19 protein-coding genes and 1 tRNA gene are annotated in these 14,440 nt (G+C 72.7%); 12 read left to right on the top strand and 8 right to left on the bottom strand.

Going from position 1 to position 14,440, the window contains the following annotated elements; genetic code table 11:
• Positions 1 to 45 precede the first annotated feature (45 nt).
• The 7 genes from AVP42_RS04540 to AVP42_RS04510 all read left to right on the top strand — a co-directional run bounded on the left by AVP42_RS04540 (position 46) and on the right by AVP42_RS04510 (position 4,220).
• Entirely contained in the window at positions 46 to 1,251 is a 1,206-nt protein-coding gene (locus AVP42_RS04540) for an NAD(P)/FAD-dependent oxidoreductase (RefSeq protein ID WP_067946565.1), read from the top strand.
• 71 nt (positions 1,252 to 1,322) lie between these two features.
• Positions 1,323 to 1,412 (top strand) — tRNA-Ser (locus AVP42_RS04535).
• Positions 1,413 to 1,591: 179 nt separating this feature from the next.
• A complete protein-coding gene (locus AVP42_RS04530) occupies positions 1,592 to 2,002 on the top strand; it encodes an HK97 family phage prohead protease (RefSeq protein ID WP_082846999.1) in 411 nt (136 codons plus the stop codon).
• Complete coding sequence (locus AVP42_RS04525) at positions 1,999 to 2,295, top strand: HNH endonuclease (protein ID WP_197466955.1); 297 nt, start codon at positions 1,999 to 2,001, stop codon at positions 2,293 to 2,295. The genes AVP42_RS04530 and AVP42_RS04525 overlap by 4 nt, the downstream gene beginning before the upstream one ends.
• 191 nt (positions 2,296 to 2,486) lie before the next feature.
• Positions 2,487 to 2,933, top strand: a complete 447-nt coding sequence (locus AVP42_RS04520; RefSeq protein WP_157356726.1) for a hypothetical protein — start codon at positions 2,487 to 2,489, stop codon at positions 2,931 to 2,933.
• Positions 2,934 to 3,124: 191 nt separating this feature from the next.
• Entirely contained in the window at positions 3,125 to 3,808 is a 684-nt protein-coding gene (locus AVP42_RS04515) for a DUF433 domain-containing protein (RefSeq protein ID WP_082846998.1), read from the top strand.
• Positions 3,809 to 3,830: 22 nt separating this feature from the next.
• Complete coding sequence (locus tag AVP42_RS04510) at positions 3,831 to 4,220, top strand: hypothetical protein (protein ID WP_067946557.1); 390 nt, start codon at positions 3,831 to 3,833, stop codon at positions 4,218 to 4,220.
• A gap of 16 nt (positions 4,221 to 4,236) precedes the next feature.
• Here AVP42_RS04510 and AVP42_RS16400 read toward each other — a convergent pair whose 3' ends face one another.
• Both AVP42_RS16400 and AVP42_RS04505 read right to left on the bottom strand, forming a co-directional pair.
• Positions 4,237 to 4,479 (bottom strand): hypothetical protein, encoded by a 243-nt coding sequence (locus AVP42_RS16400; RefSeq protein ID WP_157356725.1) that lies wholly within the window; start codon positions 4,477 to 4,479, stop codon positions 4,237 to 4,239.
• 232 nt (positions 4,480 to 4,711) lie between these two features.
• Positions 4,712 to 5,560, bottom strand: coding sequence for a universal stress protein (locus AVP42_RS04505; RefSeq protein WP_197466954.1), 849 nt, complete (start codon positions 5,558 to 5,560; stop codon positions 4,712 to 4,714).
• 145 nt (positions 5,561 to 5,705) lie between these two features.
• On the opposite strand from AVP42_RS04505, the gene AVP42_RS04500 reads away from it, so the two are divergent.
• Positions 5,706 to 8,309, top strand: coding sequence for an HAD-IC family P-type ATPase (locus AVP42_RS04500; RefSeq protein ID WP_067946553.1), 2,604 nt, complete (start codon positions 5,706 to 5,708; stop codon positions 8,307 to 8,309).
• A 15-nt stretch (positions 8,310 to 8,324) separates the two neighbouring features.
• On the opposite strand, the gene AVP42_RS04495 is transcribed toward AVP42_RS04500, so the two are convergent.
• Complete coding sequence (locus AVP42_RS04495) at positions 8,325 to 9,407, bottom strand: DNA polymerase IV (RefSeq protein WP_067946552.1); 1,083 nt, start codon at positions 9,405 to 9,407, stop codon at positions 8,325 to 8,327.
• A 99-nt stretch (positions 9,408 to 9,506) separates the two neighbouring features.
• Here AVP42_RS04495 and AVP42_RS04490 point away from each other — a divergent pair, with 99 nt between their 5' ends.
• Positions 9,507 to 9,776, top strand: a complete 270-nt coding sequence (locus AVP42_RS04490; RefSeq protein ID WP_067946550.1) for a GlsB/YeaQ/YmgE family stress response membrane protein — start codon at positions 9,507 to 9,509, stop codon at positions 9,774 to 9,776.
• Positions 9,777 to 9,857: 81 nt separating this feature from the next.
• On the opposite strand, the gene AVP42_RS04485 is transcribed toward AVP42_RS04490, so the two are convergent.
• Both AVP42_RS04485 and AVP42_RS04480 read right to left on the bottom strand, forming a co-directional pair.
• Positions 9,858 to 10,592: a glutamine amidotransferase gene (locus AVP42_RS04485; RefSeq protein WP_067946548.1), complete on the bottom strand. Its 735-nt coding sequence runs from the start codon at positions 10,590 to 10,592 to the stop codon at positions 9,858 to 9,860.
• On the bottom strand, positions 10,589 to 11,275 hold the full coding sequence (locus AVP42_RS04480) for a LysR family substrate-binding domain-containing protein (RefSeq protein ID WP_067946546.1): 687 nt from the start codon (positions 11,273 to 11,275) through the stop codon (positions 10,589 to 10,591). Before AVP42_RS04480 ends, AVP42_RS04485 begins: the two co-directional genes overlap by 4 nt.
• Before the next feature lie 117 nt (positions 11,276 to 11,392).
• Here AVP42_RS04480 and AVP42_RS04475 point away from each other — a divergent pair, with 117 nt between their 5' ends.
• On the top strand, positions 11,393 to 11,779 hold the full coding sequence (locus AVP42_RS04475; RefSeq protein ID WP_067946607.1) for a DUF5997 family protein: 387 nt from the start codon (positions 11,393 to 11,395) through the stop codon (positions 11,777 to 11,779).
• 16 nt (positions 11,780 to 11,795) lie between these two features.
• Here the strand turns inward: AVP42_RS04475 and AVP42_RS04470 are convergent, their stop codons facing one another.
• Positions 11,796 to 12,431 (bottom strand): alpha/beta hydrolase, encoded by a 636-nt coding sequence (locus AVP42_RS04470; protein WP_067946545.1) that lies wholly within the window; start codon positions 12,429 to 12,431, stop codon positions 11,796 to 11,798.
• Between the two features lie 143 nt (positions 12,432 to 12,574).
• Between AVP42_RS04470 and AVP42_RS04465 the strand changes: the two genes are divergently transcribed.
• On the top strand, positions 12,575 to 13,156 hold the full coding sequence (locus AVP42_RS04465) for an NUDIX hydrolase family protein (protein ID WP_067946543.1): 582 nt from the start codon (positions 12,575 to 12,577) through the stop codon (positions 13,154 to 13,156).
• 36 nt (positions 13,157 to 13,192) lie between these two features.
• On the opposite strand, the gene AVP42_RS04460 is transcribed toward AVP42_RS04465, so the two are convergent.
• On the bottom strand, positions 13,193 to 13,696 hold the full coding sequence (locus tag AVP42_RS04460) for a GNAT family N-acetyltransferase (RefSeq protein ID WP_067946541.1): 504 nt from the start codon (positions 13,694 to 13,696) through the stop codon (positions 13,193 to 13,195).
• A gap of 135 nt (positions 13,697 to 13,831) precedes the next feature.
• On the opposite strand from AVP42_RS04460, the gene AVP42_RS04455 reads away from it, so the two are divergent.
• Positions 13,832 to 14,173 (top strand): hypothetical protein, encoded by a 342-nt coding sequence (locus tag AVP42_RS04455; RefSeq protein WP_067946539.1) that lies wholly within the window; start codon positions 13,832 to 13,834, stop codon positions 14,171 to 14,173.
• A 66-nt stretch (positions 14,174 to 14,239) separates the two neighbouring features.
• Here the strand turns inward: AVP42_RS04455 and AVP42_RS16600 are convergent.
• A partial coding sequence (locus AVP42_RS16600) for a hypothetical protein (protein ID WP_197466953.1) occupies positions 14,240 to 14,440 on the bottom strand: 201 nt, incomplete at its 5' end.

The following is a 14,440-nucleotide window of genomic DNA, read 5'->3' as shown; positions in this document are numbered from 1 at the left end:
TCCGAGGGGCTACCGGCGCCGCGGCCCCCGGCCTACGCTGGCGCCATGCTGGCGGACACGGACGTCCTCGTCGTCGGCGCCGGACAGGCGGGCCTGGCGGTGAGCCACGAGCTGATGGCGGCGGGCGTCGATCACGTCGTCGTCGACCGCGAGCGCGCCGGCGCGGCGTGGTACCTGCGGTGGGACAGCTTCACGCTCGTCACGCCCAACCACGCGATCCGACTGCCCGGCGGCGCCTACGACGGCGACGATCCCGCCGGCTACCTGACCCGGGAGGGCATCATCGCCCACCTGCGCCGGTACCGCGGCTCGTTCGGCGCGCCCGTCATCGAGCACGCCGGCGTCGAAGAGCTCCGGCCGACCGATCGCGGCTTCGTCGCCGAGACCGAGGGCGGCCCCGTGCGCGCGCGACGCGTGGTCGCCTGCACGGGCGCCTACCACCGGGAGCGCCGCCCCGCGGTGGTCGACGACCTCGCGCGCCACGTGCCGGTGATCGGCTCGACGTCGTACCGCTCGCCCGAGTCGGTGCCCGACGGGCGCGTGCTGGTGATCGGCGGCGGGCAGACCGCGGGGCAGCTCACCGAGGAACTCCTCCTCGCCGGTCGCGAGGTCGTGCTGTCGGCCGGGCGCGCGCCGGCGATGCCGCGTCGCGTCGGCGACCGCGACGGCATCGACTGGCTGATCGACGCCGGCTTCTTCGAGCAGACCGCCGCCCGGCTGCCGACCTCTGCCGCCCGGCTCTCGCCGAACCCGCTCGTCACCGGACGCGCCGGCGGCCACGACCTCAACCTCCGCACGCTCGCCGCGGCAGGGGCCGAGCTGCTCGGGCACATCGTGGGCGTCGACGACGGCCGCCTCGTCGTCGCCGACGACCTCGCCGAGTCGGTCCGCGCCGGCGACGAGGGTTGGGCGGTGATCTGCGGCCTGATCGCGCAGACGGCCGAGCGGATGTCGGTGCCCGTCCCCGACCTTCCCCGGATGCCGCCGGGCAGCGTGCTCGCGGCGCCGGCCCCCCGCCTGGCGGAGTTCTCGGCCGTGGTCGTCGCCTGCGGGTTCCGGCCCGACTACCGCTGGATCGGCATCCCGGGCGTCGTCGACGAGCTCGGCCTGCCGATCCAGCACGACGGTGCGAGCACCGTCGTGCCCGGACTGTACTTCGCCGGGGTGCCGTGGATGCGGACCCGCAAGTCGCCGCTGCTGCTCGGCGTCGGCGAGGACGCGGCGGTGGTCGCCGCGCAACTCGCGGCGTAGCGGCATCCGCTCGCCCCCTCGCCCGCCGGCTCGTTTTGGACCGCGCGGACGATCCGGCTATCATCGATCCCGGTACCGTGTCCGAGCGGCCTAAGGTGCAACTCTCGAAAAGTTGTGTGGGTGAAAGCCCACCGTGGGTTCAAATCCCACCGGTACCGCCATGCGTAAGGCCCCAACTTCCCCGGAATTCCGCGGGAGTTGGGGCCTTTCTCGTGCCTGCTAGAGCGCTCGTGGCAGCGAGATGGCACCATTCGTGCGGTTGCGTGCATCGTCGAGCGCGCTCGCGACGGCATCGAGGTCGTCTTCGAAGAGGTCGCTGTAGACGTCGTTCGCCGGGACCATCGCGCGGTGGAAGGCGTCGGGGCGGACCCTGCCGGGCCTGTTCGGGCACCGGCTCGACGACCCCGACTACTACGTCGCCGGGGCTGACGACATGGGCGAGGACGACCACGGCTGGTGGGTGCGCGGCGCGTTCGACCTGGACTCGCCGAAGGGCACGCAGGTGTACCGGCTGGTCAAGGACGAGCGGCTCGCCGAGCTCAGCTTCGCGTTCGACTTCCTCGACGCCGGCGAGGTCCAGCTCGCCGATGGCACCAAGGCCAACGAGCTGCGCGAGCTCGAGGTGTATGAGTTCTCCTTCGTCCCGGTCGGCGCGAACCGCGACACCGGCGTGGCCGCGGTCAAGGCCCGGCCGGCTGACCCGACGGCCGCGGACCTGCGGCTGCGGTTGCGGCTGCTGGAGGCGTCGTGAGCGGGAACGGGCTGCGGTCCACGCGGCGGCACAAGCAGCTGCGGGTGCAGTTCCGGCAGGCGTGCGAGGCTGAGGACCGGCCGTGCTGCATCTGCGGGCTGCCGATCGCGTACGACGTGCCCGGCGCGATCGGCGACGGGTTCGCGCTGGATCACTACCATCCGGTGTCGCAGCGTCCGGACCTGGTCGACGACTGGGCGAACTTCCGGGCGTCGCACTCCCGCTGCAATCGTGCTCGTGGCGCCGGTGCCCCGCAGGCCGGGCTCGGCACGCTCAGCAGGAAGTGGCTCTGAACCCCTGCGGGCTCCGGGCCTTACCGTTGAGCTGGTCCTTCCCGGAGCCCGCAGGGGGCCGGACGCACCGCGCCCCAAGATGGGCCTACATCGGCAGGTGCGGCATCGCGAACGGCCTCGACCCCAAGGGTCGCTGGATCCGCGCCGCGGCATGGTCGCATGAATCGGTGCCCTTCCGACATAGTCGAGTTATGGAGCAATCGCGACTTCGACGGAGTCGGTCCGGGCGGGTCGGCGTGTCCGGCGGGGCGCTCACCATCGTCTTAGTCGCGGCGCTGGTCGGTTGCTCGATGACCGACAGCCCGCAACCGGACCCGACGCCCACCCCGTCATCCGATACGCCGAGCGAGCTGGCGACCTATCCGTCGTCGGGTGGGGGCATGGACGCGCTCGCGGTAGGAAAGCTCGCACTCGCCAACGGTTGCCTGGTGATCGAGGGATCAGACGAGTCGATGCTGGTACCAGTCTTCCCCTCCGACGAGGCCACTTGGAACGACGGCGTCCTCACGTGGGGAGGGAAGGAATATCGGGTTGGCGACACCATCCGCCTCGGTGGTGGTGGGTCGCCGCCGGGCTACGTCGAGGTCCCAGACGGATGCACCGGGCTGCCGACCTGGCTCGTCGCACCGGGCCAGTGAGTCCAGCCTCCTTCCGCGCGAGGCTGGGTGGGGCCGTCAGATCGCGGTTCGCGCGATCGGGGCCCACCTCCTAGGGTGGTGGTCCTCGCCCCCCGGGCCGGTTCTGCGTAGAACCGTGTTCGGGGAGCAATCAGGGAGGACTACATCGGAGGCCACGCGGCCAAGACGGCGGAGCCTGCTATTCTCCAGCCATGATGGCGACGGTGGGACTGCGTGAGGAGTACCTGGTCCCGCTCTACTCGCAAACCGAAGCGGCGCGGATCGTAGGCACGAGCACATCCTCTCTGCACCGTTGGGTCGAGGGATATCATCGCGCCGCGAGTCACAGCTGGAATGCGCCGCTGGTCACCCTCGCCCGCCACGGTCGAGGACTGACTGTGCCGTTCGTGGGACTCGCTGAGGCCTTCGTGCTGGCCTCGTTCCGGGCCGCTGGTCTTCCGATGCAACGAATCCGTCCCGCAGTCGAGGCGCTCAAGCGCGGTATGGGCGTCGAACACGCGCTTGCGAGCAAGCAACTCGTGACCGACGGTGCCGAGATCCTCTGGCGCTCCGGTGAGGGCGACCCCGACAAGCGACTCGTCGTGGTGCGGAACAATCAGGCCGTCTTCCGGGAGGTTGTAGAGGACTATCTCCGGGGCATCAACTACGAGTTTGGGTACACGTCGTCGTTCGCGCTTCCTCAGTACGAGGGCGTGGAGGTGACCGTCGATCCGCACATCAACGGGGGGCGGCCCACGATCGCTCGCCGCGGTGTGAGCGTGGCGGATGTTGTCGGCCGGGTGGACGCAGGGGAGGGCGTCCGAGATATCGCTGAGGACTATGGGCTGGCGTCCGAGGAAGTCTGGGCGCTGGTCGGCGGGCCTCCGCAGCGGTAACCGGATGCTGCAGGTTCCTCGCGTGTTCATCGACCGCGGCATGGGCTCGAGAATCGTTCCGGACGGGCTCCGGGCGGCCGGCTGGGACGTCGAGACGATGGACGAACGATATGGACCTGAGGTGAGTAAGGGCCTCTCGGACGTTAGGTGGATCGCTGAAGCAGCCACGGCGGGTGATGTCATCCTCTGCAAGGACAGGCGCGTCGCATCTAATCCGCTCGAGGCGCAAACGATCTACATGCATGACGCGCGCGTGTTCGTTCTCGCCAACCAGAACATCACCGGACCACACATGCTTCGCTGGTTGATCGCGAACGAGGACCGGATTTTTCGATGGGCGATCCGTGCCGGCCCCTATGTCGTGGCCGTTCACGAACAGCGATTGGAGCGCCTGCGGCTGAACTATCCCTAGCCGCCGTCGGTCGCTCCTATGCGTCTCCGAAGGTCCGGCCATCGCGAGATGGACCTGATGGCGGATCGGCGATACTCGGGTCCCCGGGGAAGCCAGCGAACTGGAACTGATGCCGCAGCGGCTGCCCGCCGACGCTATGCGCGGTACCAACTCGGGTGTAGCGACTGCCATCCTCAAACCGATATTCGCGGGCATCCTCGATCAGCAGGGACTCGTTGTCATGCGGCCCACCTGCGAACCACGCGATGATCTCAGCCATGCGCGCAGGCTACCGCTTGCCAACGACCTAGGGGTGGTCGTGGCAGCGAAATGGCAGCAATCTGCGGAGCACGACCGTATTCGAGCGCACCCGTACGCACCAGATTTGCCGGAGATCCGGGGACTCAGGGCAAGTGCCCGGTGCCGTCAGGCGTCGACACGCGTTCAAAACCCACCGGTACCGCCACATGACCGAAGCCCCTCCTCGCGGAGGGGCTTCCGTCGTCTCGGGGTCAGGCGCGGGTCGCGTCGTCCTCGGAGTGCAGCCCGCTCAGGGGCGGCACGACGATGGTCGCGCAGCGCGCGTTGGTCACGAGGGCGTGGCTCACCGAGCCGAGGAACATCCGCCGGACCGTGCCGAGCTGCCGGGACCCGACGAACACCGTCGCGTGCTCGCGGGCGCGACGGAGCAGCGCGGGCGCCGTCGGGCCGGAGTCGACGTGGCGTTCGACCGCGAGATCCGGGTGGTCGGCGAGCGCCGGCGCGAGCGCATGGTCGAGGACCTCGGTGTCCTGGGCGACGTCGTGCGTGCGGGCGCCGACGTGGACGGCGTGCAACGTCTCGCCGCGCTTGGCCGCGTAGTCGGCCGCGAGCCGGCAGAGCCGCTCGGCCGTCTCGCCGTGGTCGACGGCGACCATGACGCCCGAGCGCTCGAGCACGTCGCCGACCGGGATCACCGCGACCGGGCCGTCGGCGGCTCCGGCCAGGCGCGGACCGAGGCGGGAGCTGTGCCAGTACTCGTCGGTGCGCCCGTTCTCCGCGCCGACCACGACGAGGGAGTCGTCGCCCGTGCGGTCGGCGAGCACGTCGCCGGGCTCGCCGCGGACGGCGGCGGCCTCGACCTCGAGACCTGGATGCTCGGCCCGGATCCGCTCGGCGCGTTCGGCCACGTCGACCTCGGCCCGCCGCAACTCGGCGCGCGTCTCGTCGTCGTCGCCCGCGAGCCCGGTGTCGTCCACGGCCCGGACCAGGCGCAGCCGTCGTCGGCCCTCCGCCTGCATCTCGGCCCGCGCGATCGCCCACTCCAGCGCTCGCTCGGCGGTCTCGCTCGCGTCCCAACCCACCACTGTCGTCTCGTGCATCTCATCCTCCGGTTGACCGTCGTCCTTCCACCCTCTCGCATGGGAGTCCGGCGAGTCGAGGCGAACGTCCCGCGGCATCCGGTCTCGACCCGACGGGGGACCTTCGCCACTCGCGCCGGTCTCGGCGATGTGGTCGGCTGGGGGCATGGCCGACGCCCCGACACGCCGACCCGGACCCGACGTCCTCCACGACCTGCCCGATCCCGGCGTGGGGCTCCAGCCGGACGAGGCGGCGCGCCGCCTGGCGCAGTACGGCCCCAACGTGCTGGGCGTGCACCGCGCCGCGAGTCCGTGGCGGATCCTGCTGCGGCAGTTCCTCAGCCCGCTGATCTTCCTGCTGCTCGTGTCGGCGACGGTGACGGCGCTGCTGCAGCGCTGGATCGACACCGTCTCGATCCTGCTGGTGCTCATCGGCAACGCCGCCATCGGGTACTGGCAGGAGAGCAAGGCCGAACGCGAGGTCGCGGCGCTGCAGTCGCTCACCGCGCCGCGCGCCCGGGTGGTCCGGGCGGGCGTGACGTCGATGGTGGATGCCTCGGCGCTGGTGCCCGGCGACGTCGTGCTGCTCGAGAGCGGCGACAAGGTGCCCGCCGACCTCCGCCTCGTGCAGTCCACCGGGCTGCGCGTCGACGAGTCGATGCTGACCGGCGAGTCCGTCGCGGTGTCGAAGGCGGCGGGCGCGGAGGCCGGCGACCGCGAGCTCGCCTTCGGCGGCACGCTCGTGGCGACGGGACGCGCCCGCGGGTTCGTCATCGCGACCGGGGCCGCCACGCAGCTCGGCGAGATCGACCGGCTCGTGCGGAGCGTCCGCACCCAGACGCCCCTGCAGCTCATCATCGACCGGCTCGAGAAGCGCATCGGCTGGGTCGTCGGGTTCGTCGGCCTGTTCGTGCTCGTCGCCGGCCTCGTCGTCGGCCTCACGCCGGGCGACGCGCTGCTCACCTCGATCGCGCTCGCCGTCGCGACGATCCCCGAGGGCCTGCCCGTCGCGCTCACGGTCGCGATGAGCATCGGCGTGACCCGGATGGCGCGCAAGCACGCCGTCGTCCGGTCGCTGCCTGCGGTCGAGACGCTCGGCTCCACGACGGTCATCGCCTCCGACAAGACCGGTACGATCACCGAGAATCGGCTGACCGTCGAGCGGGTGTGGACCCCGGGCGGCATCAGGTCGGTCGGGGCCGATGCGCCGGACCTGCCGTCGGACGCCCGTCACGTGCTCCGCGCGGGTGCGCTGACCAACGAGGCCCACCTCGACCCCAGCGACGGGACCCTCACGGGCGACGCCGTGGACGTGGCCATCGCCCGCGCGGCCATCGACGCCGGCGCGGTCACGGCGGCCGAGTTCGCCGCGCCACCCGCCGCGCACCTGCCGTACGAGCCCGAGCTGCGCAGCTCCCAGTCCGTGCGCGTGCGCCCCGACGGGACCCGGATGCTCTACGTCAAGGGCGCACCTCGCACCATCCTGGACTGGTCGACGGCGATGGCGGCCGCGGATGGCGGGGGAGCGGCATCCGTCGACCCCCGTGCCGTCGAGGCGGCCGAGCACGCGCTCGCCGAGGCCGGCCTGCGCGTCATCGCGTGCGCCGCGCGCGAACTCGCCCGCGACGAGCCCCTGCCCGCCGAGCTCGGCGTGCCCGGCGGCCTCACCTTCCTCGGCCTCGTCGGCATGGTGGACCCGCCGCGACCCGGTGTCGCCGACGCGATCCGCCGGTGCCGGTCGGCGGGCATCGCGGTGAAGATGCTCACCGGCGACCACCCGAAGACCGCCGCATCGATCGGGGAGCGGGTCGGGATCGAGTCGTCCGGTCCGCCCATCACCGGCGCGGAGATGGCGGAGATCAGCGACCACGAACTCGTCGCACGGCTCCAGGAGACCTCGATCGTCGCCCGCGTCACCCCGCAGGACAAGCTCCGCATCGTGTCGGCACTGCAGCAGCACGGCGAGATCGTCGCCGTGACCGGCGACGGCGTCAACGACGCGCCCGCGCTGCGGCTCGCCTCGCTGGGCGTCGCGATGGGCCGATCCGGCACGGATGTCGCGCGCGAATCGGCGGACATGGTCCTCACCGACGACGACTTCGTCACCATCGTCGACGCCGTCGAGCAGGGTCGCGTGACCTTCGGCGCGATCCGCAAGGTCGCGTTCTTCCTGCTGGCGAACGCCGTCGCGGCGCCCCTCGCCGTCGCGCTCAACCTGTTCACCGACACCCCGCTGCTGTTCCTCCCCGTGCAGGTGCTCTGGTTCAACCTCGTGCTGAACGGACTCCAGGACGTCGCGATCGCGTTCGAGCCGGGCGAGGGCGGCGAACTCGAAGCGGCGCCCCGCCGCCGCGACGCGGGGCTGCTCTCGCGCGACGTGTGGACGCGGATCGTCGTCACGGGGGTGTGGATGGGCATGTGCGTGCTCGTGACCTTCCACGTCGCGCTCGACGCCGGCTACGAGATCGAGCACGCGCGCACGCTCGCGATGACGGTGTTCGCGTTCCTCAACTTCTTCCAGGCCGGCACCGCGCGCTCCGAGCGACGGTCGGTGTTCGCCCTGCGCCCGTGGGCGAACCCGCTGCTGCTCGGCGCCGCCGTGCTCGCGGTCGTGCTGCAGGCACTCGCCGTCTGGACGGTGCCCGGCCAGCAGATCCTCGGCTTCGTGCCGCTGTCGCTCCGGGACTGGCTGACGGCCTTCCTCGTCGGTGCGACGGTGCTCGTCGTGGCCGAGGTCGACAAGTGGATCCGTCGACGGCGCGCGGCGTGAGCCGGCGGCCCCGGCTCACCATCCGCTGCGGGTCGGGGTGTGTCCCTCGCGCGGACCGTCGGGCATCGGCATCTCGGCACGAAGGCCGAGCAAGCGGATGGCGCGACCGGGCTCGATCCGGTCCCCCGCGAGCTGCAGCATCCGTGCCGTCACGTCATCGCGATCGGAGCTCGCGGGGATGCGGCGCTGGTAGGTCTTCGTGACGAACGGGGCGTAGCGCACCTTGAGGGTGAGGCCGATGACGGGCCGGCCCTCGGCCGCCACGTCGTCGAGCACCCGCTCGGCGAGCTCCCGCAGCGCCGACTCGACGTCGGCGGGATCCTCGAGGTCGCGCTGGAAGGTGGTCTCCCGGCTGTGACCGCGCGCGACCCACGGCGTGTCGTCGACGACCCGGGCGCCCTCGCCGCGCCCCAGCTGCCCGTACCACGGCCCCATCCTCGGCCCGAACTCGCCCGCGAGCACGGCCTCGTCGGCCGCGGCGAGCTCGCCGACGGTCCGGATGCCGTGCGCGGCGAGGCGGCGCGACACCTTGCTCCCGACGCCCCACAGCTCGATCACCGGCCGGTCGCCCATCACGGCCGCCCAGTTGTCGGCCGTGAGCCGGAACACGCCGGCGGGCTTGCCGAACCCGGTGGCGACCTTCGCCCGCACGAGCGTGTCGCCGATGCCCACGCTGCAGTGCAGGCCGGTTCGCGCGAGCACGGCGGCCTGCAGGTCGCGCGCGTCGCGCTCGGGGTCGTCGGAGTCGAGGCCGACGAACGCCTCGTCCCAGCCGAGCACCTGCACGGTGGCGCCGGGGTGCGCTCGCAGCGTCGCCATGACCTCGGCGGATGCCGCGGCGTAGGCCTCGGCGTCGACCGGGAGGATGACCGCATCGGGCACCTTGCGCGCGGCGATGCGCAGCGGCATCCCGGACCCGACGCCGAACTCGCGCGCCTCGTACGAGGCGGTCGACACGACCGCCCGCTCGGCGGGGTCACCGCGACCGCCGACGATGACCGGGCGGCCGGCGAGCTCCGGGCGCCGGAGCACCTCGACCGCCGCGATGAACTGGTCGAGGTCGACGTGCAGGACCCACGGGCCCGGACTGCCGCTCACCTCGCCTGAATAGCGCCTCGCGACACGCGAGCGCAACCACTTGCACTCAGGAGGTTCTCAGGAGGACAGTTGGGCTCACACAAGAGAAGGAGTGTGCACATGGGTTTCCTCGCTTTCCTCCTCCTCGGCCTCATCGCCGGGGCGATCGCCAAGCTCATCCTGCCCGGAAAGCAGGGCGGCGGATGGCTCATCACCTTGCTGCTCGGCGTCGTGGGCGCCCTGCTCGGTGGCTGGCTCGGCAGCGTGCTGTTCGGTGTCGGCCTCGAGGAGTTCTGGAGCATCCAGACGTGGCTGCTCGCCATCGGCGGCGCGATCATCGTGCTGCTGATCTACGGCCTCATCGTGAACCGCAACAAGCGCACCGCCTGATCTGCGGCGCAGCTCCGGGGGCCCGGTCGACCATCGTCGGCCGGGCCTTCGGCATGTCCGGGTCGACCGACGCGGGTCGGCTCAGCCGCCGGCGAGCTCGACGAACCGGCGCAGCATCCGCTGCGGTTCGGTGACGGATGCCGCGGCGAGCCGCTCGCTCACGGCGCGGAGCTCACGCGCGGGGAAGTAGCCGTGGTGGCGGTACACCTCGGCGCGGGCGATGAAGTCGGCGGTGGACACCTCGGGGTGGAACTGCGTCGCGTAGACATTGCGCCCCACGCGGTACACCTGCACGGGGCAGCTCGCCGACCCGGCGAGGTGGACGGCGTCCGAGGGCAGCCGATCCGTGGCCTCCTTGTGGCCGACGAGGGCGTCGAAGCGCTCGGGCAGTCCGCTGAGGAGGGGATCGGCCCGACCCTCGTTGGTCAACGTGATCTCGACCGCGGCCGCCTGCTCGCCATACGTGGTGCCGACTTCGCCGCCCAGCACGAGGGTGAGCACGCCGATGCCGTAGCACGTGAACAGCACCGGGTGGTCGGTCTCGAGCGCCTGTTCCGCCAGGCGCGCGAGGTCGGCTTCGACGCGGCGCTGCACCGGATGCTTGTGCTCGTGCGGGGTGGTGACGTTGTACGGGCTGCCGCCGACGATCACGCCCGCGAACCGCCCCGGCACGGCGTCGCCCAGCGTCTCGACGTCGATCCGGTGGTGCTCGAGCCGACCCGCGTCGAGGCCCGTCGCGCGGCGCACCGACTCGTACTCGGGTCCGACGGCCTCGACCTCGGGGCGGGCCGAGATGAAGAGGAAGGGACGGCTCACCGGCGTCGACCGCCTCGCCGCTGCTGACGGCCTCCACGGCCGGTGCCGCCGGACCGGCCGCCGGAACGGCGGCCCCCCGCGGGCTGTCGACGGTCGCGCGACGCCGCGGCCGGCTTCGCGGGCGGAGCGGCGGTCTCGTCGGGCTCGTCGGCACCGCGCGAGCTCCGGGCGGTGCGGCCGCGCACCACCCCGACGAACTCCTGGATGTCGGCGTCGTCGCGTTCGACGCGCCACACCAGCGCGATGCGAGTCGGCGCGGCATCCGTCACCGGGATCGCGACGACGTCGCGGCGATGGTGCAGGCGCGCCAGGCTGTGGGGCAGGATCGCGTAGCCGGTGCCCGCGGCGACGAGCTCGAGGGTCATGGCCGGGTCGTCCTGCTCGGGTGCTCGCGGCTCGTCGGCGAGGTCGGCCAGTTCGAGGTCGTCGGCCTCGGCGAGCGGATGGTCCTTCGGCAGGGCCGCGACGGCGAGCTCCTCCCACAGCAGGATGCGATGCAGGCCGGTCTCATCGACCGGGAGCCGCACGAAGGCGAGATCGGCCTCGCCGGCGCGGAGCCGGTCGCACTGCGCGGATTCCTCGACGCGTTCGGCCTCGAGCGGCAGGTCAGGTCGCCGGTCGGCCCACGCGCGCAGCCACTTCGCCGGGCTCACGCCCGCGACGTAGTCCAGCCGCAGCGCCACGCCAGCCCCCTTCCGCCGCGCTCCGCGGCCCTCTCAGGGTAGTCGGCGCCTGCGGCCGGTGACGAAGCCGACTACCGTGGAGGCGTGAACGAGTCGAAGCCGCGCCCCTCCCAGACGATGAAGCCCGAGACGGCGGCGAAGAAGCTCGGCATCCTGCTCGACGCCGCGCCCGAGGAGTTCCGCTCCGGCGAGGTCAGCCGCGCCGAGCTCGCCGCGCTGCAGGCCGACCCGCCCGAGTGGCTCGCGACCCTCCGCCGCGAGGGCCCGCACCCGCGCAGCGTCGTGGCCGCGAAGCTCGGCGTCTCGAACTCCGGTCTCGCGCGCGCCGGCATCGACCAGCCGCTCACCACGGCCGAGATCAAGGACCTGCTCGCCGCGCCGCCGGCCTGGCTCGTCGAGGAGCGCGCGCGCCAGGCCGGCGTCCGCGCCGAGAAGCGCCGCATCGCCGAGCGCGACGCCGCCCGCCGGGAGGCCGGCGGCGGAGGCGGCGGCGCCGGCGTCTGAGACGCCCCGCCGCGGCTCAGGCCGCATAGCGCGCCGCGAGGAACGCCGTCACGTCGGCGAGTTCCCGCTCGGAGACCGAGTGGCCGAGGCCCTCGTACACGCGCTGGTCGACCTCCGCATGCCGCGGCAGCCACGCCTGCGTGTGCCGGACCGCCTCGGCGGGAATGACCTCGTCCGCCGTGCCGCGACCCCAGAAGACGGGCGGCGCGAGCTCCGACATCCGCTCGTCGCCTGCACGTTCGCCCGGTAGCGAGAAGCCCGCGAGGGACACCGCGAACGCGAACCGCTCGGGCGCGCGCCGGAGCAGTTCGATCGCCATGGCCCCGCCCTGCGAGAAGCCGAGCAGGCCGACGGATGCCGCATCCGGCGCCACGCGGTCGAGCCACTCGATCACGGCGGTCGTGGCCGCCTCGGCGTCCTCGGTCGACAGCTCGTCGTCGAGCTGCTCGGGCAGCGGGAACCACGCGTGGCCGTACCCGGTGGGGATCGGCGCGCGCAGGCTCGCGATGGCCGGCTGCAACGGCAGGTAGGGGCTGAGGCCGAACAGGTCGCCCTCGTGCGAGTTGTAGCCGTGCAGCAGCACCAGGAGGGGCCGGCCGGCCCGGTCGGCCGGCGATGCCGACCACAGCACCGCGTCGTCGTCGATCCGCATCGGGGCATCGTACCCCGGCCGCCCGTGCCGGCGAGGGGACGCGACACGCCGCCGGCCCCGCCGGGACGGCGGCGTGTCGCGTCCCCCGCGGCGCCTCCGCGGCCCTCCACGCGAGCCGGGCGCTCGTGGGGCAGAATCGAGGCATGGCCGTGCGCACACCCGACCCGGACTGGAACCCCGGCGATGAGCCGGTCGTGCAGCCGCCCGCCAACCCGGGCTGGCTGAGCGACATCGAGCTCGCCGAGGTGCGCGGTCGCCTCCCGCTGCTCTACGTCGAGGCCGTGCCCGTGCGCGTCGACGGCGTGGGCCAGGTGATCGAGGTCGGCGTGCTGCTGCGCGCCAACGCCGTCGGCGAGATGACCCGCACGCTCGTGTCGGGACGGGTCATGTACGGCGAGACCATCCGCGATGCGCTCTTCCGCCACCTCGAGAAGGACCTCGGGCCCATGGCGTTCCCGCTCCTGCCCGCGAGCCCGGTTCCCGCGGCGGTCGCCGAGTACTTCCCGCTGCCCGGGCTGTCGCCGTTCACCGACGAGCGCCAGCACGCGGTCTCGCTCGCGTACGTCGTGCCGGTCACGGGCACGTGCGAGCCGCGACAGGACGCGCTCGAGGTGACCTGGGTCACGCCCGAGGAGGCGGCGAGCGAGGCGCTCGGTGCAGAGATGGAGGGTGGCCGCGGCGTGCTCCTCCGGCGGGCGCTCGCGTCGGTGGGCGCGCTGCCGTAGTCGGCCGCGCGGGAAGCGCCGGGCCGGGCCGTCGGGCTAGCGCACCATCCGGATCTCGTGGATCGTCTCGCCGAGGAACGGCTCGTCGTGCGAGGCGCCGTCGGCCGTGAAGCCGTTGCGCTCGTAGAACGCGACCGCGTGCTCGTTCGCCGACGGCACCCACAGGTACACGGCGTCGTCGCCCACGGCCGCGTCGAACAGCTTCTGCCCGATGCCCTTGCCGTGGTGCGCGTCGAGCAGGTGGATGAAGAACAGCTCGCGTTCGCGCGGCGCGTCGGCGTCGCGGGCGGGGCCGGCACCGGCGAATCCGACGATCTCGCTGTCGACGAGCGCGGCGACGTGGATGAACTCCTCGCCCTGGTTCATCCAGTGGTTCCACAGCTCGGCCATGCGGCGCGGGGAGAGGTTCGCGAGGGTGGCGGCGTCGACCAGGGTGTCGTAGTCCTCGTGCCAGCACTGCGCGTGCACGCGGCCCAACGCCTCGACGTCGGTGTCTCGGACGGGGCGGATGACGACTTCGGCAGCGACCTCGGTGCTCATGCGCCTCAGGCTAACCCGGCCTCCCGTCACCGGCGAAATCGGCGGCGGCGCTCGGGCGGAGCCGACCGGCAGGCGCTCGGAGCCGCAGCCGCGACGCGGCATCCGCTCAGCCCACGGGCGTAACCTGCGGCCATCATGAGCCCGCCGCCGCTGCCCGGTCGCCGCACCGACCCGCCCGTGGAGTACTGCGCGACCATCGAGCTGCGCAGCCCGGCGACGCGCATCGACGCGCTCGTGGTGATCGCGCTCGCCGCCGACTCGCGCGTCGAGGGCGCCGGAACCCTGCAGGCGCGGGTCCCGCTCGCCGAGGGCGCGTGGGCCGAGGTCGAGCTGCCGCGCGTCGGGGAGCCGCCGCCGCTCGCGATCGACGTCTACAGCACGGTGAGCGACGACCACGCGCGCCTCACGGCGCTCGCGCTGCTCGCCCGACTCGAGGCGTCGACCGCCTGGAACCTGCGGCCGGACTTCGTCATCTGAGCCGCCGCCGAGACGCCGAACGGCCCCGCACCGAGAGGTGCGGAGCCGTTCGGGATCGCTCGGGGCTCAGCCCTGGGCGCGACGGTTCGTGCGCGTGGAGCGCGACGGCGAGACGAGGCTGCCGACGCGCAGCGGCGCCTTCTGACCGTGGCGAGCGGATGCCGCGCGCGGGGCGCTCGACGACTGCGCGGCGCGGCCCTGGCCGCCCGACTGCCCCGGCGCGTGCGCCTTCGCCTCGGCGGGCCGGCCCGACCGGTCGCGACGCGG

Source organism: Agromyces sp. NDB4Y10 (genome assembly GCF_001620055.1).
GTDB classification, from domain to species: domain Bacteria; phylum Actinomycetota; class Actinomycetes; order Actinomycetales; family Microbacteriaceae; genus Agromyces; species Agromyces indicus.
This window is presented reverse-complemented; position numbering and strand designations above follow the sequence as displayed.

Bases quoted from the DNA above. Each gene is read 5' to 3' on its own strand.
- AVP42_RS04540 (WP_067946565.1), top strand. From the start codon at position 46: ATGCTGGCGGACACGGACGTCCTCGTCGTCGGCGCCGGACAGGCGGGC.
- AVP42_RS04520 (WP_157356726.1), top strand. From the start codon at position 2,487: ATGGAGCAATCGCGACTTCGACGGAGTCGGTCCGGGCGGGTCGGCGTG.
- AVP42_RS04515 (WP_082846998.1), top strand. From the start codon at position 3,125: ATGATGGCGACGGTGGGACTGCGTGAGGAGTACCTGGTCCCGCTCTAC.
- AVP42_RS16400 (WP_157356725.1), bottom strand. From the start codon at position 4,479: ATGGCTGAGATCATCGCGTGGTTCGCAGGTGGGCCGCATGACAACGAG.
- AVP42_RS04505 (WP_197466954.1), bottom strand. From the start codon at position 5,560: ATGCACGAGACGACAGTGGTGGGTTGGGACGCGAGCGAGACCGCCGAG.
- AVP42_RS04500 (WP_067946553.1), top strand. From the start codon at position 5,706: ATGGCCGACGCCCCGACACGCCGACCCGGACCCGACGTCCTCCACGAC.
- AVP42_RS04490 (WP_067946550.1), top strand. From the start codon at position 9,507: ATGGGTTTCCTCGCTTTCCTCCTCCTCGGCCTCATCGCCGGGGCGATC.
- AVP42_RS04475 (WP_067946607.1), top strand. From the start codon at position 11,393: ATGAAGCCCGAGACGGCGGCGAAGAAGCTCGGCATCCTGCTCGACGCC.
- AVP42_RS04470 (WP_067946545.1), bottom strand. From the start codon at position 12,431: ATGCGGATCGACGACGACGCGGTGCTGTGGTCGGCATCGCCGGCCGAC.
- AVP42_RS04465 (WP_067946543.1), top strand. From the start codon at position 12,575: ATGGCCGTGCGCACACCCGACCCGGACTGGAACCCCGGCGATGAGCCG.
- AVP42_RS04460 (WP_067946541.1), bottom strand. From the start codon at position 13,696: ATGAGCACCGAGGTCGCTGCCGAAGTCGTCATCCGCCCCGTCCGAGAC.
- AVP42_RS04455 (WP_067946539.1), top strand. From the start codon at position 13,832: ATGAGCCCGCCGCCGCTGCCCGGTCGCCGCACCGACCCGCCCGTGGAG.